The sequence below is a fragment of the Streptomyces venezuelae genome, from assembly GCF_008642315.1.
GTDB classification, from domain to species: Bacteria; Actinomycetota; Actinomycetes; order Streptomycetales; family Streptomycetaceae; genus Streptomyces; species Streptomyces venezuelae_D.
This window is the reverse complement of the sequence record NZ_CP029192.1, coordinates 2,761,197-2,784,226: the sequence shown is the minus strand read 5'-3', so window position 1 is coordinate 2,784,226 and position 23,030 is coordinate 2,761,197. Positions and strand designations below refer to the sequence as shown.

Below are 23,030 nucleotides of genomic sequence, written 5' to 3'. Positions count from 1 at the left end.
CTAGGCCTTCTTGGTGGGTGTCGCGGAGCGCTTGGGGGCCGGCTTGTCCCGCTCCTCCCGGACCAGGCGCAGATACCGGTCCCAGTCCCAGTAGGGCCCCGGGTCCGTGTGGTCCGTGCCGGGCACCTCCACGTGGCCCACGATGTGCTCGCGGTCCACCGGGATGTCGTACCGCCGGCAGATCCCGGCGGTGAGCCGCGCCGACGCCGCGTACATCGGGCCGGTAAAGGACGACTTCTTGTCGACGAAGCCTTCGTGCTCGATGCCGATGCTGCGTTCGTTCCAGCTCTTGTTGCCCGCGTGGAACGCCACGTCCAGCTCGCGGATCATCTGGGCTATGTGGCCGTCCTTGCGCACCACGTAGTGCGCGGCGGCGCCGTGGCCCGGGTCCTTGAAGACGCGCAGCGCCGTCTGGTACCCGCCCTGGACGACGTGGATGACGACGCGGTCGATCTCGTAGTCGTCGGGGCGGTCCGCGCGGCGCCAGTTGTAGTCCGACGCGGCGATCCACTGCACGCCCGGGGCGTCGACCTCGCCCTCCTTGCGCTTCTTCACCACGCCGGGCATCCGCCACCACAGCCTGCCGAGCTCGTCCCGCGCGAGCACGACGGTGCCGGCGGCCGCCGCCGCGCCGCCGATCAGCAGGGTGCGCCGATTGATGCCCCGCTGCCCCTGCCCATCCTCCCGAGGTTCCCCCATGTGATCGTCAACGCTTACTCACGGGCATCCGGTTCCCGCCGCCCCGTACTCTGTTAGAGCTATGACTTTGACCGAGACCCACGAGACCCCGCAGGGTGCCCAGCGCCCCCTCCGCGTCCTTGCCGCCATGTCCGGCGGTGTGGACTCCGCCGTCGCAGCCGCCCGCGCCGCCGAAGCCGGGCACGACGTGACGGGAGTGCACCTCGCGCTCTCGGCGAACCCCCAGTCCTTCCGCACGGGCGCGCGGGGCTGTTGCACCATCGAGGACTCCCGCGACGCCCGCCGCGCGGCGGACGTCATCGGCATCCCGTTCTACGTGTGGGACCTCGCCGACCGCTTCCGCGAGGACGTGGTGGAGGACTTCATCGCGGAGTACGAGGCGGGCCGCACCCCCAACCCGTGCCTGCGCTGCAACGAGAAGATCAAGTTCGCCGCGCTCCTCGACAAGGCGCTCGCCCTCGGCTTCGACGCGGTCGTCACGGGTCACTACGCGCAGGTGATCGTCCGCGAGGACGGCACGCGCGAGCTGCACCGCGCCTCAGACATGGCCAAGGACCAGAGCTACGTCCTCGGTGTCCTGGACGACCGCCAGCTCGCCCACGCGATGTTCCCCCTGGGGGACACGGTCACCACCAAGGAGGAGATCCGCGCGGAGGCCGAGGAGCGCGGTCTGGCCGTCGCCAAGAAGCCCGACAGCCACGACATCTGCTTCATCGCCGACGGCGACACCCAGGGCTTCCTCGCCAACCGCCTCGGCAAGGCGGAGGGCGACATCGTGGACGAGTCCGGGGCGGTCCTCGGCACGCACGAGGGCGCCTACGGCTACACGATCGGCCAGCGCAAGGGCCTCCGCATCGGCACCCCCGCCGCCGACGGCAAGCCGCGCTACGTCCTGGACATCTCGCCGGTGAACAACACGGTGACGGTCGGCCCGGCGGCGGCCCTGGACGTCACGGCCCTGACGGCCATCAAGCCCCGCTGGTGCGGCGCCGCCCCGTCCGGCCCCGGCACGTACACGGCGCAGCTGCGGGCCCACGGCGGCGAGACGGAGGTGAACGCCGAGCTTGTCGACGGCACCCTGAACGTCTCCTTCACCGAGCCCGTACGCGGCGTCGCCCCCGGCCAGGCGATCGTGCTGTACGACGGCACGCGCGTGGTCGGCTCGGCGACGATCGCGACGACGGAACGGGCGACGGCGGGGGTGTAGTCCCCTCGGGGTCGGGGGCAGCGGTTACGCGACCTTGAGCACGATCTTGCCCTGGGTGCGGCCCTGTTCCCCGTACGCGTGCGCCTTTGCGGCCTCCTCCAGGGGCAGCACCGTGTCCACCTCGACGCGGAGCTTGCCCTCGTCGACCAGGCGCGCGATCTCAAGCAGGCCCAGACGGTCGGGCTCGACGATCGTCCACCCGGCGTGCACGCCGAGCTCAGCCGCCCGCCCCGGGTCCGGCAGGCCGCCCGGGTCGGGCAGGGTCACCAGGTGGCCGCCGCGCCGCAGGACGGGCAGGGAGCGGTCTCCGTAGACGCCGCCCACGCCGTCCAGGACCACGTCCACGTCCCGCACGGCCTCGGAGAAGTCCGTCGCCGTGTAGTCGATCAGCTCGTCCGCACCCAGCGAGCGCAGGAAGTCGTGCTTGTCCGCGCGGGCGGTGCCGATGACGTACGCGCCGTGCGCCTTGGCGATCTGCACGGCGAGGTGGCCCACGCCGCCCGCGGCCGCGTGGATCAGCACGCGCTGCCCGGCGCGCAGCCCCGCCGTCTCGATCAGGCCCTGCCAGGCGGTGAGCGCGGCGAGGGGGAGCGCGGCGGCTTCTACGTGGGAGAGGCTTGCCGGCTTGGGCGCGAAGCGGCGGGCCGGGGCCGCCACGAACTCCGCGTAGCCGCCCGTCTGTTCGGGGAAGCGGGGCATGCCGAACACCGCGTCACCCGGCTGGTAGAGGGTTACGCCGGGGCCGACCTCCTCGACCACGCCCGACACGTCGTAGCCGAGGATCGGGGTGTCGCCCCAGGTGCCGAACGCGCCCTCCGCGCGGGTCTTCCAGTCGACGGGATTCACGCCCGCCGCGTGGACGCGGACCAGGATCTCGGTCAGGCCGGGCTCGGGGCGGTCCACCTCCACCGGGACGAGGTTCTCGGGGGCACCCCACGCGCGGGGGCTGACGGCACGCATCTTCATGGTTCTGGTCTTTCTCTCGCAGAGCAGCAAAAGGGCTGGTCAGGGCAAGAGTGCGACGGTGCGGGGTCGCGCGGTGCTGGCAGTTTGGCCAGTATGTGACAGGATTCGGCCATGAACCTGAATGGCCTGGGCGACCGCGACGGCGCGCACCGCGTGGTCGTCATCGCGCTGGACGGCGCGTACGCCTTCGAGCTCGGCATCCCCTCCCGCGTCTTCGGCAACGCGCTGAACGACCGCGGAGAGCCGCTCTACGACGTCGTCGTCTGCACGGTGGACGGCCGCCCGGTGCGCACGGACTCCGGGTTCACGGTGACGGCCGAGCACGGGCCCGAGGCCCTCGACACGGCGGACACCGTGGTGATCACGCCGACCCGCAGCTTCGACCGGGGGATGACGGGCGAGGAACTTCCGGAGCCGGTGGCCGCGGCCCTGCGCAGGATCAGGCCCGGCACCCGCATCGTGTCCTTCTGCAACGCCTCGTTCGTCCTCGCGGCCGCCGGCCTCCTCGACGGGCGCCCCGCGACGACGCACTGGCACGTCGCCCGCGACTTCCAGCGCTCCTTCCCCAGGATCAAGGTCGACGCGGACGTGCTCTTCGTGGACGACGGCGACGTGCTGACCGCGGCGGGCGTCGCGGCCGGCATCGACCTCTGCCTCCACGTCGTACGGCGCGACCACGGTGCCGCCGTCGCCAACCACGTAGCGCGCGTGTGCGTCGTACCGCCGTGGCGCGACGGCGGCCAGGCGCAGTACATCGAGCGGCCCGTCCCCGAGCCCACGCTCGCCACGACGGCCGCCACGCGCGCGTGGGCCCTCGAACGGCTCCAGGAACCGCTGCCCCTCGGCGAACTGGCCGCCCACGCGCGCATGAGCCTGCGCACCTTCACCCGCCGCTTCCAGGAAGAGGTCGGCATGTCGCCCGGCCGGTGGCTGACCGCGCAGCGCATCGAACTCGCGCGGCAGCTCCTGGAGTCCAGCGACCTGCCGGTGGACGTGGTCGCCCACCGGTCCGGCTTCGGCACCGGCAACTCACTGCGCCAGCACATGCGGGCCGTGCTCGGCGTCTCGCCTGTCGCCTACCGGCGGACGTTCACCGCTGCGTCGTGACCTGGCCTACGCTTCCGTGACTTCTGCTTCGTAGAAGCAGAAGTGGTCCTTGATCCCGGCCACGGCCGCCTTCGGCACCGGGTACGCCCACACCGTGTCCGCCGCCCCCGGCAGCGACCAGTAGGAAGCCGTTCCCTTGAAGGGGCAGTACGTGGTGGTCTCCGACGGGGTCAGCAGGTCCGTGCGGACGTCCTCCGGGGGGAGGTAGTGCCGGACGGGGTAGCCCGTCTCGCGCAGCAGCACGGGGCGGCTGCTCTCCGCCACGACCTGCCCGTCGTGCACCACGCGCACGTGGTCCGTGCCCTGCTCGACGGTGATCTGATGCCCGTTGGTCATGTCGTGCCCTCCTCGACGGATGCTCTGCGAGTGGTCTCCGGTACGGAACGTACCGTGGGCCCATGAACATCTGCGTCTTCCTCTCCGCCGCCGACCTCGACGACCGCTACACCCGCCCGGCCCGCGAATTCGCCGAACTGCTCGGCAAGGGCGGCCACACGCTGGTCTGGGGCGGCTCCGAGAGCGGTCTGATGAAGGTCGTGGCCGACGGCGTGGACGCGGCGGGAGGGCGGCTCGTGGGCGTCTCCGTGGACTTCCTGGCGGCCAAGGCCCGGCAGGTCGTGGAGCCCCACGAGATGGTGATCGCGCGCGACCTCGCCGAGCGCAAGGCGCTGCTCCTGGAGAAGGCCGACGCGATCGTGATCATGGTGGGCGGCACCGGCACGCTCGACGAGGCCACCGAGATCCTGGAGCTGAAGAAGCACGGCAAGCACACCAAGCCGGTGGTGCTGCTGAACTCCGAGGGCTTCTACGACGGCCTCAAGGAGCAGTTCCGCCGCATGGAGGACGAGGGTTTCCTGCCCCTCCCGCTCACCGACCTCGTCTTTTTCGCGGAGGAGCCCGTCGGCGCGCTGGCCTACCTGGAGGAATCCGCGGGCACCCAGTGATGCGAGCATGGCGGGTATGGCAACACATGTGATCACCGGGGCCGGCTCCGGCATCGGCGCGGCCGTGGCCCGCCGCCTCCACACCCGCGGCGACGACCTCGTCCTGCACGCGCGGGACGCGGGCCGCGCCAAAGAGCTCGCCGCCGAGTTCCCCGGCGCGAGCACCCTCGTCGGAGACCTCTCCGACCCCGACAAGCTGTCCTGGGCCTTCGGGCACCAGTCGCTGCCCTCGCGCGTGGACTCCCTGCTGCACATCGCGGGCGTCGTCGACCTCGGCCGGGTCGGCGACCTCACCCCCAAGGCCTGGCGCCACCAGCTCAACGTCAACCTCATCGCCCCCGCCGAGCTGACCCGCCACTTCCTGCCCCAACTCCGGCTCGCCCAGGGGCATGTCGTTTTCGTCAACTCCGGTGCCGGCCTCAGCGCCGGCCCCGAGTGGTCCGCGTACGCCGCCTCCAAGCACGGCCTGAAGGCCCTCGCCGACTCGCTGCGCCAGGAGGAGCACGGCAACGGCGTCCGCGTCACCTCCGTCTACCCCGGCCGCACGGCGAGCGCCATGCAGGTCAAGGTCCACCAGCAGGAGGGCAAGGAGTACGACGCGTCCCGCTGGATCGACCCCGAGTCGGTCGCCACGACGATCGTCATGGCCCTCGACCTGCCCCGCGACGCGGAGGTCAACGACCTGACGGTGCGGCCGGGACGATGAGCGACGCGTTCACCCGGTGCGCCGCCACCGGCATCGGCTCCATGCCCGGCGGGGACGCCCGCGAGGCCGCGAAGACCGTCACCGGCAGCTTCGAGGGGCCCGAGCAGGGCATGCCGTACCTCGCCGAGCTGCCCGCGCGCGGCCCCGGCGCCGACATGATCGGCCGCACCGCCGGGCTCCTCGTCGACCTGTACGCGCGCGTGGAGCCCAGCGGCTGGCGCGTCGGCGACCGCCCGGGCCGCGACACCCGGCGGGCCAAGGCGTGGCTCGGCGAGGACCTCGACGCCCTGGAGGAGTTCACCCAGGGGTACCAGGGCCCGCTGAAGGTCCAGGCCGTCGGCCCCTGGACGCTTGCCGCGGCCCTGGAGCTCAGGAACGGCGAGGCGGCGCTCTCCGACCCCGGCGCCTGCCGCGACCTCGCGGGATCCCTCGCCGAAGGCCTGCGCGCGCACCTCGCGGACGTCCGCCGCAGGGTGCCCGGCGCCCAGGTGGTCCTGCAGCTCGACGAGCCCTCGCTGATCGCCGTGCTGCGCGGCCGGATCAAGACCGCCAGCGAGTACCGCACCCACCGCGCCGTGGACCGGCAGCTCGTCGAGAGCACACTGCGGGACGTCCTCGCCGTCCACGGCGACGGTGGTGGTGACGGCGCCACGGTCGTCCACTCCTGCGCGCCCGACGTGCCGTTCGCGCTGCTGCGCCGAGCCGGGGCCGACGCGGTCTCCTTCGACTTCGATCTGCTCACCGAGCGTGACGACGAAGTGATCGGTGAGGCGGTCGAGGGCGGTACGCGGCTCTTCGCCGGTGTCGTGCCGGGCGTGGACGGCCGATTGTCAGACCCTGCCGGTAGCGTCATGGGTGTCAGGACGTTGTGGCGCAGGCTGGGGCTGAATCCGGGGACACTCGCGGAGTCGGTCGTGGTCACCCCGTCGTGCGGGCTCGCGGGCGCATCACCCGCGTATGCGCGTGCGGCGCTCGCCCACTGCGCCAGGGCGGCGAGATCGCTCGCAGACAACCCTGAGTAATTGGGTATGACATAACGGGAGGACGAAACGGTGGCTGTCGAACAGCAAGGCTCTGTGCCCGCCGAGGCACAGGATCAGCATGCCCAGCTGGCCGAGCAGATCGAGGAGCACCGCTTCCGGTATTACGTGAAGGACCAACCGGTCGTCAGCGATGCCGAGTTCGACAAGCTCCTGCGCTCCCTCGAAGCGCTGGAGGAGGAGCACCCCGAGCTCCGCACCCCCGACTCGCCGACCCAGAAGGTCTCGGGTTCGTACGAGACGGAGTTCACCGCCGTCGAGCACCGCGAGCGCATGCTGTCCCTGGACAACGCGTTCGACGACGCGGAGCTCGCCGCCTGGGCCGACCGCGTCGCCAAGGAGGCCGGCACCCCGGACTTCCACCTCCTGTGCGAGCTGAAGGTCGACGGCCTCGCGGTCAACCTCACGTACGAGGACGGGAAGCTGACCCGCGCCGCGACCAGGGGCGACGGCCGCACCGGCGAGGACATCACGCCGAACGTCCGCACGATCGCCGACATCCCGCAGCGCCTCGCGGGCGACCGCGTCCCCGCCCTCGTGGAGATCCGCGGCGAGGTCTTCTTCCCCATGGAGAAGTTCGAGGAGCTCAACGCCCGCCTCGTCGAGGCGGGCGACAAGCCCTTCGCCAACCCCCGCAACGCGGCGGCGGGTTCGCTGCGCCAGAAGGACCCGCGCGTCACCGCCACCCGGCCGCTGCACATGGTGGTGCACGGCATCGGCGCTCGCGAGGGCCTCGACATCGACTGCCTCAGCCACGCCTATGAGCTGCTGCACGAGTGGGGCCTGCCCACCGCCAAGCACAACAAGGTGGTCGAGGGACTCGAAGGCGTCCGTGACTTCATCACGTACTTCGGGGAGAACCGCCACTCCGTGGAGCACGAGATCGACGGCGTCGTCGTCAAGCTCGACGAGATCCCGCTGCAGGGCCGCCTCGGCTCCACCTCGCGCGCGCCGCGCTGGGCCATCGCGTGGAAGTACGCGCCCGAGGAGGTCAACACCAAGCTGATCAACATCCGCGTCGGCGTCGGCCGCACCGGCCGCGTCACGCCGTACGCGCAGGTGGAACCCGTCACCGTCGCAGGATCCGAGGTCGAGTTCGCCACCCTGCACAACCAGGACGTGGTGAAGAAGAAGGGCGTCTTCATCGGGGACACGGTCGTCATCCGCAAGGCCGGAGACGTCATCCCGGAGATCCTCGGCCCCGTCGTCGACCTGCGGGATGGCACCGAGCGGGAGTTCGTGATGCCCGCCGAGTGCCCCGAGTGCGGCACGGCGCTGCGCCCCATGAAGGAGGGCGACATCGACCTCCGCTGCCCCAACGCCCAGTCGTGCCCCGCCCAGTTGCGTGAACGTCTCTTCTACCTCGCGGGCCGCAAGTCCCTGGACATCGAGAACTTCGGGTACGTCGCCGCGGCCGCCCTGACCAGGCCGCTGGAGCCCGCCGAACCGCCGATCCTCGACGAGGGCGACATCTTCGACCTGAAGGTCGAAGAGCTCCTCCCCATCAAGTCCTACGTACTCGACCAGGACTCGGGCCTGCCCAAGCGCGACCCCAAGACCGGCGAGGAGAAGGTCGTCACCTTCTTCGCCAACCAGAAGGGCGAGGCGAAGAAGAACACCCTGGCCATGCTGGAGAACATCGCGGCGGCCAAGGAGCGCCCCCTCGCCCGCGTCCTCACGGGCCTCTCGATCCGGCACGTCGGCCCGGTGGCCGCCGAGGCGCTGGCCCGCGAGTTCCGTTCCATCGACCGCATCGATCAGGCCACCGAGGAGGAGTTGGCCGCGGTGGAGGGCGTCGGCTCGACCATCGCGGCCTCCCTCAAACAGTGGTTCGCCGAGGACTGGCACCGGGAGATCCTGCGCAAATGGCGGGAGGCCGGCGTGCGCATGGAGGAGGAGTCGAGCGGCGAGGACGAGGGTCCGCGCCCGCTCGCGGGCCTCACCGTCGTCGTCACGGGAACGCTCGAACACCACACCCGGGATGGCGCAAAAGAGGCCCTGCAGAGCCGGGGAGCCAAGGTGACCGGTTCCGTTTCCAAGAAGACCTCCTTCGTCGTCGTCGGCGACAACCCCGGGTCGAAGTACGACAAGGCCATGCAGGTGAAGGTTCCGGTTCTCAACGAGGAAGGGTTCTCTGTCCTGCTCGAACAAGGACCGGACGCGGCGCGGGAAGTCGCGCTTCCGACCGAGGAGTAGCGGTTGAAGGCCACCCGTTCGGCGCATACCAGAGGCATACGGGTGGCCGGGTCGCATTCGGGCAACCGTAGTCGACCGCTGCCCGTGGAAGCCTTCTGCGGCCTACTGTTGAGGTGTGCGCCTGCCGTGCCCCGCTGCGAACGGGGTATCACCTGCTCATCAAGAGCTTGGAAGGGGGCATCCCCTGCTCGGCGCGAGTGCGGGAGAACCGCATCTCCTTGCTCGTGCGGAGTGCGGGGACGGATTCATGGGCGCGGCCGCTTCAGGGCCGAGTCCGCATGGCGTGGGCACCGCCGGCTGTGAGAGGGACGGGAATGGAACCGACCGAGAGCGCCGCCCCGGACTCACGGCTGCGCGCGCGCCGGTGGCGCGCGCCGGCCTGGCTGCGCGGCCGCCGGACCGCGACGACCACCGACCAGGGCAGCATGCCGCAGCCCGCCGCCGGCTCCGGACCCTGCGCGCTGAGCACCGCCGTCGAACCACGCGAACGGGCCTGGACCGCCGCACCGCAGCACGGCACCGACAGCCCCGCGACCCTCGCGGGGCCGGGCGTACCGGCCGTGCAGGACGCCCGTGACCCCTGGCCGCTGCTGCCCCTCCTGACCGTCGCCGCGGCCGCCGTGCTGCTCGGCACCGGCTTCTTCCAGGCCCTCACCGGCCGCCACGCCCTGTTCCCCACCGGCGCCGCGGGCTGGTCCCTCGCCGTCCTGACCGGCCTCATCGTCGGCCACCTCGTCGCCCTCGGCCGCGACCGCTGGTGGGGCGGCACGGGCTCCGGCGGCGCCCTCACCGTCGCCGTCCTCCTGCTCTACGGCTGGGTGCCCGCCGGCATGGTCAGCCTCACCGTTGTCGTCCTCGTCGGCGTCGCACGCAGGCACCGCTGGCGCCAGGGCCTGCTGCACGGCGCGGTCGACATCCTCGGCATCGGCGCGGGCGCACTCACGCTGGCCGCGTTCGGCACGGCACCCAGCGCCGAATCGCCCTGGCTCCCCGAGACCTGGGACCTCTACACCGCACCTCAGGTGGCGCTGGTCGCCGTCGCCTACCTCGCCGTCACCCGCGTCCTGCTCTGGTACGTCCACGCGCCGCGCACCGAGGCCCTGCCCACCGTCACCCGCACCGCGCTCGTCCGCCAGGGACTGCTCGGCATCGCGCTGCTCGGCATCGCCCCGCTGATCTGCGTCGTCGCGATCTCCCTGCCGATCCTGCTGCCCCTCTTCGCCATCCCGCTGGTCGCCCTCGACTCCACCCTGTGGATAGCCCGAGCCCGCGCCGAGGAGCAGCTCCGCGACCCCCTCACCGGCCTGCCCAACCGCCAGTGGCTCCTCGAACGGACCTGGACCGCCCTCGACGACGCCGAGCGGATCGGCGCACGCTCCGCGTTAATGCTGATCGACATGGACCGCTTCCGGTCGGTCAACGACACCCTCGGCCACCTCGCGGGGGACCGGCTGCTCCTCCAGATCGCGGACCGGCTGCGCCTCGCACTGCCCCGCGGCGCCGAGGCCGCGCGTCTCGGCGGTGACGAGTTCGCCGTCCTGCTGCCGGTTGCCGACTCCACGACATCGGCCACGCGCGTGGCCCGCCAGCTCGTCGCCGCGCTCGGCTCCCCGCTCGACCTCGACGGCCTCACCCTCGTCCTGGAGGCCAGCGCGGGCCTCGCGGTCTTCCCCGACCACGCACTCGACGCGGAGGGCCTCCTGCGGCGTGCGGACGTCGCGATGTACCAGGCCAAGCGGGACCGCACGGGCGTCGAGGTCTACGAATCCAAGCGGGACTCCAACACCCCCGACCGCCTCGGCCTCCTCGGCGACCTGCGCCGTGCGCTCGACGCGGGTGACGTCGAGCTGCACTACCAGCCGAAGGTCCGGTTCGACGGACAGGTCGCGGGCCTGGAGGCGCTGGTCCGCTGGGTGCACCCCGAACGGGGGAAGGTGCCGCCCGACGAGTTCATCGCGATCGCCGAGTCGTCCGGCCTCATGCCGCACCTCACCGAGTACGTCCTGGAGACCGCCCTCGGTCAGGTCGCCAAGTGGCAGGCCCAGGGCCTGAAGGTCCCCGTCGCCGTGAACGTCTCCCCGCGCGACGTGCACACCCCCGGCTTCGCCGGAGCGGTCGCCGCGCGCCTCGCCCGCCACGGGGTCCCCGCGGGAGCCCTGCAGCTCGAGATAACCGAGCACGTCCTCCTCGAAGACCCGCAGCGCGCGGCGGACACCCTCGCCGGCCTCACCGGCCACGGCGTCAAGATGTCCCTCGACGACTTCGGCACGGGGTACTCCTCCCTGGTCCACCTACGTCGCCTCCCCGTCAGCGAACTCAAGATCGACCGTTCCTTCGTCGCCCGCCTCGCCGTCGACAACGAGGACGCGGAGATCGTCCGCTGCACCGTCGACCTCGCCCATTCGCTCGGCCTGCTCGTCGTCGCCGAGGGAGTCGAGGACGACGAGACGTGGGAGCGGCTGCGGGACCTCGGATGCGACGCGGTCCAGGGCTGGCTGGTCGCGGCCGCGATGCCGGCCGAGGAGACGACGGCGTGGCTCCGCGCCCGCGGCTCCCGGGGCTGGCGCCGCCCGGCGGACGTGGCGGCCGAAGCGGCGAACGCCTCCGCAGACCAAACCCCGGGCCACGTGGTCCAGTAGCCCCGCGCCCCGGCACAACGCGGCGAGCCGCGCCCCGTGCCGGGTGTCCCGTGACCCACCCACCCACCCGCGCGGTGCCCTCGCGGAGCGACGGGGTGTCCGTCGCGGAGCGACAGGGGACGAAACCGTTTCACGGGCACGGGTCGGTGACCCATAGGATTGGGGCACAACCCACACACTCACCCCTGAGGATCGCCGCATGCCTGGCATCACGCGCGAGGAGGTCGCCCACCTCGCCCGCCTTGCACGTCTGGAGCTGAAGGCCGAGGAGCTCGACCACTTCGCCGGACAGCTCGACGACATCATCGGCGCGGTAGCCCGCGTCTCCGAGGTCGCCGACCAAGACGTACCGCCGACCTCGCACCCGCTGCCGCTGACGAACGTCATGCGCGCGGACGAGGTCCGCCCGTCGCTCACCCCCGAGCAGGCGCTCTCGGGCGCCCCCGCCCAGGAGCAGCGGCGTTTCAAGGTGCCGCAGATCCTGGGGGAGGACTGAAAGCCATGACGGACATCATCAAGCTCACCGCAGCAGAGATCGCGTCGAGGATCGCCTCCGGCGAGCTCACCGCGGTCGAGGTCACCGAGGCCCACCTGGCCCGCATCGACGCCGTCGACGAGAAGGTCCACGCCTTCCTGCACGTCGACCGCGAGGGCGCCCTCGCGCAGGCCCGCGCCGTCGACGAGAAGCGCGCCCGGGGCGAGAAGCTCGGCCCGCTGGCCGGCGTCCCCGTCGCGCTCAAGGACATCTTCACCACCGAGGGCGTGCCGACCACGGTCGGCTCGAAGATCCTCGAGGGCTGGATCCCGCCGTACGACGCGACCGTCACCAAGCGCCTGAAGGCCGCCGACGTCGTCATCCTCGGCAAGACCAACATGGACGAGTTCGCCATGGGGTCCTCCACCGAGAACAGCGCGTACGGGCCCACCGGCAACCCCTGGGACCTCACCCGCATCCCCGGCGGCTCCGGCGGCGGTTCGTCCGCCGCCCTCGCCTCGTACGAGAGCCCGCTTGCCCTCGGCACGGACACCGGCGGCTCGATCCGCCAGCCCGCGGCCGTCACCGGCACGGTCGGCGTCAAGCCGACCTACGGCGGCGTGTCCCGGTACGGCATGGTCGCGTTCAGCTCCAGCCTCGACCAGGGCGGCCCCTGTGCCCGCACCGTCCTCGACGCCGCGCTGCTGCACGAGGTCATCGCCGGTCACGACGAGCTCGACTCGACGTCCATCGACGCCCCGGTCCCGCCGGTCGTCGAGGCCGCGCGCAACGGCTCGGTCCAGGGCATGCGCGTCGGCGTCGTCAAGCAGTTCCGCGGCGAGGGCTACCAGGCCGGTGTCGTGCAGCGCTTCGACGAGTCGGTGGAGCTGCTCAAGCAGCTCGGTGCCGAGATCGTCGAGCTGGACTGCCCGACGTTCGACCTGGCGCTCTCCGCGTACTACCTGATCGCGCCCTCCGAGTGCTCCTCGAACCTCGCCCGCTTCGACGCCATGCGCTACGGCCTGCGCGTCGGCGACGACGGCACGCGGTCCGCGGAGGACGTCACCGCGCTGACCCGCGAGGCGGGCTTCGGCGACGAGGTCAAGCGCCGCGTCATCCTCGGTACGTACGCGCTCAGCTCCGGCTACTACGACGCGTACTACGGCAGCGCCCAGAAGGTCCGCACGCTCATCACCCGCGAGTTCGAAGCGGCGTTCGAGCAGGTCGACGTGATCGTCTCCCCGACGACGCCGACCACGGCGTTCCCGATCGGCGAGCGCGCCGACGACCCGATGGCGATGTACCTCGCCGACCTGTGCACCATCCCGACCAACCTGGCGGGCAACGCCGCCATGTCGCTGCCCTGCGGCCTCGCGCCGGAGGACGGCCTGCCCGTCGGACTGCAGATCATCGCCCCCGCCATGAAGGACGACCGGCTGTACAAGGTCGGCGCTGCCGTCGAGGCCGCCTTCGTGGAAAAGTGGGGTCACCCGCTGCTTGAGGAGGCACCGTCGCTGTGAGTGCACTGAACAAGGCCAAGGGCTTCAAGAAGTCCAAGACCGGCACGTACCTGTCGATCGGCACCACCGCGTTCGGCGCGGTCAGCGTGCTCAAGCAGGCCAGGATGGCCCGCTCTGACCACGACACGCTCCGTCTCGTGGACGCCGTCGTCTCCGCTGCCGCCATCGTCACCGGCGTCGCGCTGCTCGTACGCGAGCTCAAGCGCCTCGGCGACGACGACGTCCTGCTGGGCTGAGAGGGAAAGTTTCACCGTGACTGTCACTTCTGACCTGGTGTCGTACGAGGAAGCCCTCGCGACGTACGACCCCGTCATGGGCCTTGAGGTCCATGTCGAGCTCGGCACCAAGACCAAGATGTTCTGCGGCTGCTCGACCGCGCTCAAGCAGGACGCGAACAGCCAGACCTGCCCCACCTGTCTCGGTCTGCCCGGCGCCCTGCCGGTCGTCAACGAGATCGGCGTGGAGTCCGCGATCAAGATCGGCCTCGCGCTGAACTGCGAGATCGCCGAGTGGTGCCGCTTCGCCCGGAAGAACTACTTCTATCCGGACATGCCGAAGAACTTCCAGACCTCCCAGTACGACGAGCCGATCGCCTTCGACGGCTATCTGGACGTCCAGCTGGAGGACGGCGAGGTCTTCCGCGTGGAGATCGAGCGCGCCCACATGGAGGAGGACACCGGCAAGTCCACGCACGTCGGTGGCGCGACGGGCCGTATCCACGGCGCCTCGCACTCCCTCCTGGACTACAACCGCGCCGGCATCCCGCTCATCGAGATCGTCACCAAGCCGATCGAGGGCGCGGGCGAGCGTGCCCCCGAGGTCGCCAAGGCGTACGTCGCCGAGCTGCGCGAGCTCATCAAGGCGCTCGACGTCTCCGAGGCCCGGATGGACAAGGGCCAGATGCGCTGCGACGTGAACCTCTCGCTGCGTCCCAAGGGGCAGCAGGAGTTCGGCACGCGCAGCGAGACGAAGAACGTCAACTCGCTGCGCTCCGTGGAGCGCGCGGCGCGCTTCGAGATCCAGCGTCACGCGGCGGTCCTGAACTCCGGCGGCACCATCGTGCAGGAGACCCGTCACTTCCACGAGGAGGACGGCTCCACCACCTCGGGCCGCATCAAGGACAACGCCGAGGACTACCGGTACTTCCCGGAGCCCGACCTGGTGCCCGTCGCCCCGGCCCGCGAGTGGGTCGAGAAGCTGCGTGCCGGTCTGCCCGAGATGCCGCGCGTGCGCCGCAACCGCCTCCGCGAGGAGTGGGGCATCAGCGAGCACGACATGCAGTCGATCCTCAACGCGGGTGCGGTCGAGCCGATCGTCGCCACCATCGAGGCGGGCGCCGACGCGGCGTCGGCCCGCAAGTGGTGGATGGGCGAGCTGGCGCGCAACGCCAACGAGTCGGGCGTGGCCCTTGAGGAGCTCCCGATCACTCCGGCGCACGTCGCCCGGGTGACCGCGCTCGTCTCCGCGGGCGACCTGAACGACAAGCTGGCCCGCCAGGTCATCGAGGGTGTCCTGAAGGGCGAGGGCGCGCCGGACGAGGTCGTCGAGAAGCGCGGCCTGAAGGTCGTCTCGGACGAGGGCGCCCTGACGGCCGCCGTCGACGAGGCCATCGCCGGCAACCCCGGTGTCGCGGACAAGATCCGCGGTGGCAAGGTCGCGGCTGCCGGTGCGCTGGTCGGCGCGGTCATGAAGGCCACCCGTGGCCAGGCCGACGCGGCCCGCGTCAAGGAGCTGATCCTGGAGAAGCTGGGCGTCAGCGAAGGCTGAGGTTCTCTTCGCCGGAAGTGAGGGCGGCGCGTCCCGACGGACGCGCCGCCCTTTCGCGTACGCACCGGGTCCGGCGCGTCATGGGTTCTCCTCCCGCGGCTCCCCGAACGGCTCGAAGAACATGTGCTCCAGCGGGTCCTGGTCCTTGCGCAGCCAGAAGAAGCCTTCACCGGCGGGGCGGCCGCCGCGCAGCCAGTTCAGCAGTGTGTCGGTGAAGTTCGTTTCCAGGGGCGGTCCCTGGTCCGCGTGCCGCGGGTTGACCGCGACGCGCCACCGGTCGGGATCGTCGCCCTCGGCGCACCAGCCGATCTGGTCGCCGTCGATCGTCGAGACGACGGGCAGGAAGCCGCCGGGCTCGGGCCAGGCGGGCATCGGGTAGTACTCGGGGAAGCTCTCGCGCAGGCTGCGGTATCCCTCCAGCATCTCCTCGGTGCCCGCCGCGAGGCCGAGCCGGTGGTCGAGGTCGAGCGGCACCGGCATGTCGAGCCACCAGCTCCAGTTCCCCGCGCCGTACGCCTCCGACAGCGCCACGAAGTCCGCGGGCAGCCGCGTCCCGAGCCGTTCGAAGAGCGCCTCCCAACTGCCCTTGCCCAGGTGGGGGGTGAGCGGCGGCGGTATCAGCGCGGTGATCGCCTCCAGGCCCTCGCCCTCGGTGAGCGCGGCGTGCTGGCGTGCGTCGACGTACGTCCCCCGGGGCGGCGGTGACCACGGCGCGGCGCCCGCCAGCGGCGCCCAGGTGCGTGCGGGGCCGCCGTCGCGGGCGGCCCTCGACAGGACGTCGAGGAGCGAGGTTCCGTAGGAAACCCAGGGTGATGCGCCGCCGACCGCGACGGACGTGGTCAGGAGCACCACCGGCCAGGCGTCGGGGTCCTTCGAGACCGAGGTGTCCCAGAACAGGTGGTCGCCCTCGGCCGTCGTGGCGAAGGCGAGGAGGCCGCCCTCGTCGGGCAGGAAGCGGCGCCGCTCCTGGGTGAACATCCCCGGCCGTATCGCGGAGTGCCGGTGCGTCTCGACCACCCATGCCCCGTAGTCGTACCGCCCGTCGGCGCTGACACACGGGGTGTGCAGCCGGACGGACGCGGCGCCGTGGCCTATTTCAGCCGGGCCGAACGCCGTCACCAGCGACTTGTAGTCCCCGGGGAGCGGGACTTCGAGCCAGGCCTCCACCGTGGCCCAGTCGACGGCGGGCGCGGCGTCGGCGGGCGGTCCGACCAGCTCCGTGAAGGCGGCGATGCGGTGGGCGAGTTCCATGTGTCCGAGAATGACACCCGCCACTGACATCGCTGCCCGCCGCCGTCGGCACAGCCGTCCGCCATGGACTGCCGTGGTGAACTTTTGGACGTTCACCGCGACTTCGTCCCGCAGCCTTCACAAGGAAACCGGGCGTCACTAGCGTCCCCGCCGTACAGGTCAATGGATCAGCCGAGAACCATTGGATGTCGGCCAGGACTACTGGGAGGTCCCACGTGACTCCGGAGATTTCGCGCAGACGCCTGATGGCGATCGGCGGCGGCGCGCTCGGCGCCGCCGCCGTCGGCTCGTTCCTGCCGCCCTCGCTGCAGGAGGCGCTCGCGCACGAGCCGCCGGCCCACGGCGGTCTCGACAAGATCGAGCACGTGGTCATCCTGATGCAGGAGAACCGGTCGTTCGACCACTACTTCGGTTCCCTGCGCGGTGTGCGCGGTTTCGGCGACCGCAACGCGATACGTCTCCCCGGGGGCGCCTCGGTCTTCGAGCAGCCGAGCGCCCTGCGCACCATCCTGCCGTTCCCCGTGCGGCAGGCCGCCGAGACGCAGAAGAAGGACCTCCAGTACATCGGCGCGCTCGACCACTCCTGGAGCGGCGGCGCCAAGGCCTGGCACGACGGCTGGATGGACGGCTGGATCACCGCCAAGACGGCGGCCACCATGGCGTACTACACGCGCGAGGACATCCCGCTGCACTACGAACTCGCCGACACCTTCACCGTCTGCGACGCCTACCACTCCTCCATCCACACCTCCACCAGCCCCAACCGCAACCACCTGTGGAGCGGCAGGACGGGGTACGAGCCGAACGGCAAGCGGGCCGTCGGCAACGACGCGTACGCCGAGGGCACGCACCCGGGGTACGGCTGGGGCACGTACGCCGAGCGCCTGGAGAAGGCGGGCGTCAGCTGGCAGACGTACACCGAGTGGGAGAACTTCACCGACAACCAGATCGAGTTCTTCGCCACCTTCAAGGCCATCGCCCGCAAGGCCCTGGCCAAGACGGGCCTCACCTTCATGGAGGCCTTCTACGCCAAGGTGCGCGACGCGAAGGACGAGACCGAGCGCACCGAGCTGCTCGCCACCCTGGAGGAGGGCGTCGCCACGCTGAACAAGCGGGAGCGGTCCCTCTTCGAGCGCGGTCTGCGGCGCGTGCCCACCGGGAAGCTCGCCGAGGAGTTCGCCGACGACGTCGCGCGGGGCAGGCTGGCGAAGGTCAGCTATCTGGTGCCGTCCGCCCTGGACTCCGAGCACCCCAGCGTCTCCTCGCCGATCCACAGCGCGACCATCGTCTACAAGGTGCTCGACGCCCTCGCCTCGCACCCGGACGTCTGGCGCCGCACCGCCGTCTTCATCAACTACGACGAGAACGACGGCTTCTTCGACCACGTACCGCCGCCCGTGCCCGGCGGCGACTCCGCCGAGGAGCGGGAGGAGCGCTGGGAGGGGAAGCCGACGGGGCTCGGCGCGCGCGTGCCGATGCTCGTCGTCTCGCCGTGGACCGTCGGCGGATACGTCTGCTCCGAAGTCTTCGACCACACCTCCGTCGTGCGCTTCCTGGAGAAGTGGACGGGCGTGCGGGAGCCCAACATCAGCGCCTGGCGCCGCAAGGTCACCGGCGACCTCACCGGCGCCTTCGACTTCCACCGTGGTCACCGGCGGCCCGACGTCGAGCAGCCGGGCGCCATCCCCCCGTTCAGCGGCCGCTGGTCCCCGCAGCCGCCCCTGAAGCAGTCCATGCCGGTCCAGGAACCGGGCGTCCGCCGCGCCCGCCCGCTGCCCTACCAGCCCGACGCCGACGTCAGGCCGGGCGACGAGGACGGCACGCTCACGGTGCGGCTGCGCAACGGCGGCAGCTCCAGCGCCCACTTCGCTCTCTACCCGTACGCGGGCGAGTTCACGATCCCGCAGCATCAGGACGTCGTGCGCAAGGGCTCCTGGACCGTGCCGGTGCCGGGGGACACGTACTCCTTCACCGTCACCGGTCCGAACGGCTTCCGGCGCGAGTTCGCGGGCGGCAAGGACGGCGGGGGCAAGGACGGGCAGGGCAAGGACGGCGGGGCGCGGGTCGCCTCCGCGATCACCCGGCGCGAGATCCACCTCACGTTGGCCAACCGGGGCCGCCGCGACCTCGTCTTCACCGTCAAGCCGCTCGGCTACGTGGACGAATCGGACATCCGGCGGCGGACGCGGACCGTCCGTGTGAAGGCCCGCAGCAGCCGTACGGTCGCGTGGCACACCGCCGGCGAGCACGGCTGGTACGACGTCGAGGTGACCGCCGACGGGGACGCCGCCTTCCGGCGCAGGCTCATGGGGCACATCGAGAACGGCCGCGCGAGCATCTCCGGCTGACGCACGGCACGCACGCGCACGGCGTGCACAGGGGGCGCGAGAGGCTCGCGATGAGTTCCCGCGCTCCCTGTGCTCTTGTGCTCTTGTGAGGAAGGCCACGAACCGGACCAACGATCTCCAAGGGCTGCGAAAGTGGCTGCGGCGCACATGTCGCCACTCATGCGTTCTTGCGTTCTTTGCGGGCCGTTCAGTTCGTCGACTGCCGCTCCCGGTGAAGATCCACGAAAACAACCAGGGAGCCGGTCCGTGGCAGCACTTGCCCGCTGGTGCGTCAGGCACCGCCTCGTCGTCGTCCTGCTGTGGCTCCTCGCTCTCGGCGGCGCCGCATCGGCCGCGGCCGTCGCCGGATCCGCGTACTCGAACGACTACGAAGTGCCGGGCACCGAGTCGGGTCGCGCGACCCAGCTCCTGAACGAGAACTTCCACGGCCTCGGCGGCGACAGCGACACCGTCGTCTGGCACACCGGACCCGGCACCTCCGTCCGCGCCGCCGACATCGAGCAGACGATGTCCGACGCCCTCGGCAAGATCGCCGAACAGCCCGCGGTGGCGTCCGTGTCCGGGCCGTACGACGCCGGGAGCGCGAGCAGGATCAGCCCGGACGGCCGCACCGCGTACGCCATCGTCACCTTCCGCGAACAGGCCGACGACATCGACAAGGCGGACGCGCAGGCCGTCGTCGACACCGCGAAGGCCGCCGCGTCCGACCGCCTCCAGGTCGAGCTCGGCGGCACCGCCATCGGGCTCACCGAGTCCAAGAGCGCCCAGGTCGCCGAGGTCGTCGGCGTGGCCGTCGCCGCCGTCGTCCTCTTCCTCGCCTTCGGCTCCCTCGCCGCGTCCGCCCTGCCCATCGCCACCGCACTGGTCTCCGTCGGCACCGCGTACGCCGGCATCGTGCTGCTCGGCCACCTGATGACCGTCGCCGACTTCGCCCCGATGCTCGGCACCCTCATCGGCCTGGGCGTCGGCATCGACTACGCACTCTTCATCGTCACCAGACACCGCAAGGGCCTCAAACGCGGCCTGCCCGTCGCCGTCGCCGCCGAACGCGCCGTCGCCACCACCGGACGCGCCGTCGTCTTCGCGGGCGCCACCGTCTGCATCGCCCTCCTCGGCATGCTCATCCTGCGGCTCGGCTTCCTCAACGGCGTCGCCATCGCCGCCTCGCTGACCGTCGTCCTCACCGTCGCCGCCTCCGTGACGCTGCTGCCCGCCCTCCTCGGCTGGATCGGCCCGCGCGCCCTCAGCCGCCGCGAACGCCGCAGGATCGCCGCACACGGGCCCGAACCCGAGCTGCCGACCGGGTTCGCCGCCCGCTGGGCCGCGTTCGTGGAGCGCCACCCCAAGGCGCTCGGTGCCATCGCGGTCCTCGTCATGGCCGTGCTCGCGCTGCCCACGCTCGGCCTGCACCTGGGCACGTCCGACCAGGGCAACAACCCGGCGAAGGCCACGACCAGGCAGGCGTACGACCTGCTCGCCGAGGGCTTCGGGCCCGGCGTGAACGGCCCCCTCACCCTGGTCGGCGACGTCTACGGAGCGGGCGGCCGGGTCGCCCTCGACGACCTCGTCACGACGCTGAAGTCGACCGAGGGCATCGCCTCCGTCAGCCCGGTGACGTACGACGACGGCGGCCGCGCCGCCTTCCTCACCGTCGTCCCCGAATCGGCGCCGCAGTCCGAGGCGACCAGCGCGCTCGTCGACCGGCTGCGCGAGGACGTCCTGCCGCGGGCCGAGGCCGACCGCTCGCTGGACCTGCGTGTCGGCGGCGTCACCGCGAGCTACGACGACTTCGCCGAGGTCATCGTCGGCAAACTGCCGCTCTTCGTGGGTGTGGTCATCGGGCTCGGCTGCGTCCTGCTCCTGCTCGCCTTCCGTTCCGTCGGCATCCCCCTCAAGGCCGCCGCGATGAACGTCGCCGCCGTCGCCTCCGCCTTCGGCGTCGTCGTCGCGATCTTCCAGTGGGGCTGGGGGAGCGAACTGCTCGGCCTCGGCAGGGCGGGCCCCATCGAGCCCTTCCTCCCCGTCATCATGGTGTCCGTCCTCTTCGGACTCTCCATGGACTACCAGGTCTTCCTGGTCAGCAGGATGTACGAGGAGTGGCTGGAGACCGGTGACAACCGGCGGGCCGTCCGCGTCGGGCTCGCCGAGACGAGCCGCGTCATCAACTCCGCCGCCGTCATCATGATCTCGGTCTTCCTCGCCTTCGTCCTCAGCGGCGACCGCGTCATCGCGATGTTCGGCATCGCGCTCGCGGCGGCCGTCGCACTCGACGCCTTCGTGCTGCGCACGTTGCTCGTGCCGGCCCTGATGCATCTGCTCGGCGGCGCCAACTGGTGGCTGCCGCGCCGCCTCGACCGCCTCCTGCCGCGCATCAGCATCGAGCCGCCCGAATGTCGTTCGAACGCGGGCGGCGCACATGCGAAGATCCCCGGACAGCGGGACGAAGCCGACGACATGACAGGGCCGAAGGAGCAGGATGTTCGCGATATCGCTGGGCGAGGGCGCTGAGCTGCGGCCGATCGAGCCGTGGCAGGCGCAGGAGTTCCTCGAGCACGTCGAGCGTGCGCGCGAGTACGCGCAGGCGTGGGTGCCCTTCACCGCGACGGTGAAGGACCTCGAAGGCGCGCGGAAGCACCTCCAGACCTTCGCCGACAAGCAGGCCGCGGACACCGGCCGCTTCTACGGCATCTGGCTGGACGGCACGCTCGTCGGCGGCGTCCTCTTCCGGATCTTCGACACCAGCGTGGACGGGTGCGAGATCGGTGTGTGGCTGGAGCCGTCGGCCGCCGGGCGCGGACTCGTCAACAAGGCGTCCAAGGTCCTCATCGACTGGGCCGTCGACGAGCGCGGCATGCACCGCGTGGAGTGGCTCGTCTCCTCGCTCAACGAGCGCAGCAAGGCGGCCGCCAAGCGGCTCGGCTTCACCAAGGACGGCGTGCTGCGGGAGAGCTTCCCCTGGCAGGGGGTCCGGCACGACATGGAGGTCTGGTCCGTCCTGGCGCCGGAGTGGCGGGCGATGCGCGGCGCGGGCGACGCCGGGGACGCGCGTTAAGAGAGCTCTCAGACTCCGTCCGTACGGTGCGGAGCATGGGTACTAAGACAGATGACGCGGCCGCCGCCAAGGGCACGGCCGGGACCGGGGCCGAGGCCGACGAAGTGAACGGGGCCGGAGAGCCGGAGACGGTCGACGTCACGAAGTCCGACGCGGCCGACACGAAGCCGGATGCGGGCACGGACGCGGTCACGGACTCGGACGTGCGGGCAGACAAGGGCGCGGGTGCGGACGCGGACGCGGGTGACGACGCGCTGGACGCGTCCGACTCCGACGCCGACTCCGACCTCGACGTGGAACCCGTGGTGGCCGCCAAGTCCACCGGCGTCGGCCAGGGCGCCGCGGCCGTCGTCTCCGCCGCGCTCGGCGTGATCGGCCTCTCCGGCGGCTGGCTCGGCACGATCGCCGGGGCACGCTCGAACATCATGGGACAGCTGGAGACCAAGCAGTCCGCCAGCGTCTCCGACCAGCTCCAGGCGATGTACGGCGACTCCTGGCAGGCCACCGCGCTGGTCGCCGGGCTCTTCGCGCTCTCCGCGCTCGTCATCGGCTTCCTGGTCCTCGTCCGGCCCGCGTTCGGCGCCCCCGGCAAGGAGCAGGCGCCGTGGATCAAGTCCGTCGCGTGGGCGGGCTTCGTGCTCGGAGTGATCGGGCTCGTCCTCGCCATCGCCAAGTACTCCGACCTGCTGCTCGGACTCCCCTCGGCACCTTCGTAGGCGGCTCGTCGCCTTCGTGAGCGGCCCGTCGCGGGACGCCTAAGGCAAGGGCGGGGCAGGGGCTAAGGCCCCCGCCCCGCCCTTCGTCATGTCTAAGGCCCCCCGCGCTCCGGAGATGCGGCAGCCGCCCGATGTGGGCGACCCCCCTGGGAGAAGAGAGTGGAGACATCGCAGGGAACGACACCGGCGAAACCACCGAGAACCCGAGGGGCACGAGATGTTCGAGTACGAGATGCACCAGATGCGCGCCGCCGAGCTGGCCCGCCAGGCCGACCACCAGCGCCTGGTCGGCGAGGCCCGCAAGCGCCGCTCCGCCGCCCGCCGATCGGCCCGCGACGAAGCCGAGGGGCCGGTGAGTACGCCCCTCCGGAAGATCCGCTTCACGCGGGCCGCCTGA

20 protein-coding genes are annotated in these 23,030 nt (G+C 71.4%); 16 read left to right on the top strand and 4 right to left on the bottom strand.

Annotated features, from left to right (window positions below; genetic code table 11):
* The gene (locus tag DEJ48_RS11600) at nucleotides 1-699 is read right to left on the bottom strand and encodes an N-acetylmuramoyl-L-alanine amidase (protein WP_150216060.1); all 699 of its coding nucleotides are present in this window, start codon (nucleotides 697-699) and stop codon (nucleotides 1-3) included.
* Nucleotides 700-760: 61 nt separating this feature from the next.
* On the opposite strand from DEJ48_RS11600, the gene mnmA reads away from it, so the two are divergent.
* Nucleotides 761-1,906: a tRNA 2-thiouridine(34) synthase MnmA gene (mnmA, locus tag DEJ48_RS11595; RefSeq protein ID WP_150216059.1), complete on the top strand. Its 1,146-nt coding sequence runs from the start codon at nucleotides 761-763 to the stop codon at nucleotides 1,904-1,906.
* 24 nt (nucleotides 1,907-1,930) lie between these two features.
* Here the strand turns inward: mnmA and DEJ48_RS11590 are convergent, their stop codons facing one another.
* The gene (locus tag DEJ48_RS11590) at nucleotides 1,931-2,866 is read right to left on the bottom strand and encodes an NADP-dependent oxidoreductase (protein ID WP_150221119.1); all 936 of its coding nucleotides are present in this window, start codon (nucleotides 2,864-2,866) and stop codon (nucleotides 1,931-1,933) included.
* Nucleotides 2,867-2,983: 117 nt separating this feature from the next.
* Between DEJ48_RS11590 and DEJ48_RS11585 the strand changes: the two genes are divergently transcribed.
* Entirely contained in the window at nucleotides 2,984-3,979 is a 996-nt protein-coding gene (locus DEJ48_RS11585) for a GlxA family transcriptional regulator (protein ID WP_150216058.1), read from the top strand.
* A 6-nt stretch (nucleotides 3,980-3,985) separates the two neighbouring features.
* Here DEJ48_RS11585 and DEJ48_RS11580 read toward each other — a convergent pair whose 3' ends face one another.
* Nucleotides 3,986-4,315 (bottom strand): DUF427 domain-containing protein, encoded by a 330-nt coding sequence (locus DEJ48_RS11580; RefSeq protein ID WP_150216057.1) that lies wholly within the window; start codon nucleotides 4,313-4,315, stop codon nucleotides 3,986-3,988.
* 62 nt (nucleotides 4,316-4,377) lie between these two features.
* Here DEJ48_RS11580 and DEJ48_RS11575 point away from each other — a divergent pair, with 62 nt between their 5' ends.
* From DEJ48_RS11575 to gatB, 9 genes are all read left to right on the top strand, one after another.
* Nucleotides 4,378-4,923: a TIGR00730 family Rossman fold protein gene (locus DEJ48_RS11575; RefSeq protein ID WP_150216056.1), complete on the top strand. Its 546-nt coding sequence runs from the start codon at nucleotides 4,378-4,380 to the stop codon at nucleotides 4,921-4,923.
* 7 nt (nucleotides 4,924-4,930) lie between these two features.
* On the top strand, nucleotides 4,931-5,629 hold the full coding sequence (locus tag DEJ48_RS11570) for an SDR family oxidoreductase (protein WP_150216055.1): 699 nt from the start codon (nucleotides 4,931-4,933) through the stop codon (nucleotides 5,627-5,629).
* Nucleotides 5,626-6,651, top strand: a complete 1,026-nt coding sequence (locus DEJ48_RS11565) for a methionine synthase (protein ID WP_150216054.1) — start codon at nucleotides 5,626-5,628, stop codon at nucleotides 6,649-6,651. Before DEJ48_RS11570 ends, DEJ48_RS11565 begins: the two co-directional genes overlap by 4 nt.
* A gap of 30 nt (nucleotides 6,652-6,681) precedes the next feature.
* Complete coding sequence (gene ligA, locus DEJ48_RS11560) at nucleotides 6,682-8,865, top strand: NAD-dependent DNA ligase LigA (protein WP_150216053.1); 2,184 nt, start codon at nucleotides 6,682-6,684, stop codon at nucleotides 8,863-8,865.
* Between the two features lie 278 nt (nucleotides 8,866-9,143).
* Nucleotides 9,144-11,504 (top strand): putative bifunctional diguanylate cyclase/phosphodiesterase, encoded by a 2,361-nt coding sequence (locus tag DEJ48_RS11555; RefSeq protein ID WP_411757445.1) that lies wholly within the window; start codon nucleotides 9,144-9,146, stop codon nucleotides 11,502-11,504.
* Nucleotides 11,505-11,703: 199 nt separating this feature from the next.
* Nucleotides 11,704-12,000 (top strand): Asp-tRNA(Asn)/Glu-tRNA(Gln) amidotransferase subunit GatC, encoded by a 297-nt coding sequence (gatC, locus tag DEJ48_RS11550; RefSeq protein WP_135333574.1) that lies wholly within the window; start codon nucleotides 11,704-11,706, stop codon nucleotides 11,998-12,000.
* A 5-nt stretch (nucleotides 12,001-12,005) separates the two neighbouring features.
* Nucleotides 12,006-13,499, top strand: a complete 1,494-nt coding sequence (gatA, locus tag DEJ48_RS11545) for an Asp-tRNA(Asn)/Glu-tRNA(Gln) amidotransferase subunit GatA (protein WP_150216051.1) — start codon at nucleotides 12,006-12,008, stop codon at nucleotides 13,497-13,499.
* Nucleotides 13,496-13,735: a hypothetical protein gene (locus DEJ48_RS11540; RefSeq protein ID WP_150216050.1), complete on the top strand. Its 240-nt coding sequence runs from the start codon at nucleotides 13,496-13,498 to the stop codon at nucleotides 13,733-13,735. Before gatA ends, DEJ48_RS11540 begins: the two co-directional genes overlap by 4 nt.
* Nucleotides 13,736-13,751: 16 nt before the next feature.
* Nucleotides 13,752-15,266 carry an Asp-tRNA(Asn)/Glu-tRNA(Gln) amidotransferase subunit GatB gene (gatB, locus tag DEJ48_RS11535; RefSeq protein ID WP_150216049.1) on the top strand — a complete coding sequence of 505 codons (1,515 nt, stop codon included), beginning with the start codon at nucleotides 13,752-13,754 and terminating at the stop codon, nucleotides 15,264-15,266.
* Between the two features lie 78 nt (nucleotides 15,267-15,344).
* On the opposite strand, the gene DEJ48_RS11530 is transcribed toward gatB, so the two are convergent.
* Entirely contained in the window at nucleotides 15,345-16,517 is a 1,173-nt protein-coding gene (locus tag DEJ48_RS11530) for an SMI1/KNR4 family protein (protein ID WP_223831999.1), read from the bottom strand.
* Nucleotides 16,518-16,732: 215 nt separating this feature from the next.
* On the opposite strand from DEJ48_RS11530, the gene DEJ48_RS11525 reads away from it, so the two are divergent.
* The 5 genes from DEJ48_RS11525 to DEJ48_RS11505 all read left to right on the top strand — a co-directional run bounded on the left by DEJ48_RS11525 (nucleotide 16,733) and on the right by DEJ48_RS11505 (nucleotide 23,030).
* Nucleotides 16,733-18,865, top strand: a complete 2,133-nt coding sequence (locus DEJ48_RS11525) for a phosphocholine-specific phospholipase C (RefSeq protein ID WP_150216047.1) — start codon at nucleotides 16,733-16,735, stop codon at nucleotides 18,863-18,865.
* Between the two features lie 246 nt (nucleotides 18,866-19,111).
* Entirely contained in the window at nucleotides 19,112-21,373 is a 2,262-nt protein-coding gene (locus tag DEJ48_RS11520; protein ID WP_150216046.1) for an MMPL family transporter, read from the top strand.
* Nucleotides 21,342-21,917 carry a GNAT family N-acetyltransferase gene (locus tag DEJ48_RS11515; protein WP_150216045.1) on the top strand — a complete coding sequence of 192 codons (576 nt, stop codon included), beginning with the start codon at nucleotides 21,342-21,344 and terminating at the stop codon, nucleotides 21,915-21,917. The genes DEJ48_RS11520 and DEJ48_RS11515 overlap by 32 nt, the downstream gene beginning before the upstream one ends.
* Nucleotides 21,918-21,952: 35 nt before the next feature.
* Complete coding sequence (locus DEJ48_RS11510) at nucleotides 21,953-22,633, top strand: hypothetical protein (protein WP_150216044.1); 681 nt, start codon at nucleotides 21,953-21,955, stop codon at nucleotides 22,631-22,633.
* Nucleotides 22,634-22,850: 217 nt separating this feature from the next.
* A complete protein-coding gene (locus DEJ48_RS11505) occupies nucleotides 22,851-23,030 on the top strand; it encodes a hypothetical protein (protein WP_150216043.1) in 180 nt (59 codons plus the stop codon).

Excerpts from the sequence above, each read along its gene's own strand:
- DEJ48_RS11600 (WP_150216060.1), bottom strand. The coding sequence starts at position 699 with ATGGGGGAACCTCGGGAGGATGGGCAGGGGCAGCGGGGCATCAATCGG.
- mnmA (WP_150216059.1), top strand. The coding sequence starts at position 761 with ATGACTTTGACCGAGACCCACGAGACCCCGCAGGGTGCCCAGCGCCCC.
- DEJ48_RS11590 (WP_150221119.1), bottom strand. The coding sequence starts at position 2,866 with ATGCGTGCCGTCAGCCCCCGCGCGTGGGGTGCCCCCGAGAACCTCGTC.
- DEJ48_RS11585 (WP_150216058.1), top strand. The coding sequence starts at position 2,984 with ATGAACCTGAATGGCCTGGGCGACCGCGACGGCGCGCACCGCGTGGTC.
- DEJ48_RS11580 (WP_150216057.1), bottom strand. The coding sequence starts at position 4,315 with ATGACCAACGGGCATCAGATCACCGTCGAGCAGGGCACGGACCACGTG.
- DEJ48_RS11575 (WP_150216056.1), top strand. The coding sequence starts at position 4,378 with ATGAACATCTGCGTCTTCCTCTCCGCCGCCGACCTCGACGACCGCTAC.
- DEJ48_RS11570 (WP_150216055.1), top strand. The coding sequence starts at position 4,931 with ATGGCGGGTATGGCAACACATGTGATCACCGGGGCCGGCTCCGGCATC.
- DEJ48_RS11565 (WP_150216054.1), top strand. The coding sequence starts at position 5,626 with ATGAGCGACGCGTTCACCCGGTGCGCCGCCACCGGCATCGGCTCCATG.
- DEJ48_RS11555 (WP_411757445.1), top strand. The coding sequence starts at position 9,144 with ATGGCGTGGGCACCGCCGGCTGTGAGAGGGACGGGAATGGAACCGACC.
- gatC (WP_135333574.1), top strand. The coding sequence starts at position 11,704 with ATGCCTGGCATCACGCGCGAGGAGGTCGCCCACCTCGCCCGCCTTGCA.
- gatA (WP_150216051.1), top strand. The coding sequence starts at position 12,006 with ATGACGGACATCATCAAGCTCACCGCAGCAGAGATCGCGTCGAGGATC.
- DEJ48_RS11530 (WP_223831999.1), bottom strand. The coding sequence starts at position 16,517 with ATGGAACTCGCCCACCGCATCGCCGCCTTCACGGAGCTGGTCGGACCG.
- DEJ48_RS11515 (WP_150216045.1), top strand. The coding sequence starts at position 21,342 with ATGTTCGCGATATCGCTGGGCGAGGGCGCTGAGCTGCGGCCGATCGAG.
- DEJ48_RS11510 (WP_150216044.1), top strand. The coding sequence starts at position 21,953 with ATGGGTACTAAGACAGATGACGCGGCCGCCGCCAAGGGCACGGCCGGG.
- DEJ48_RS11505 (WP_150216043.1), top strand. The coding sequence starts at position 22,851 with ATGTTCGAGTACGAGATGCACCAGATGCGCGCCGCCGAGCTGGCCCGC.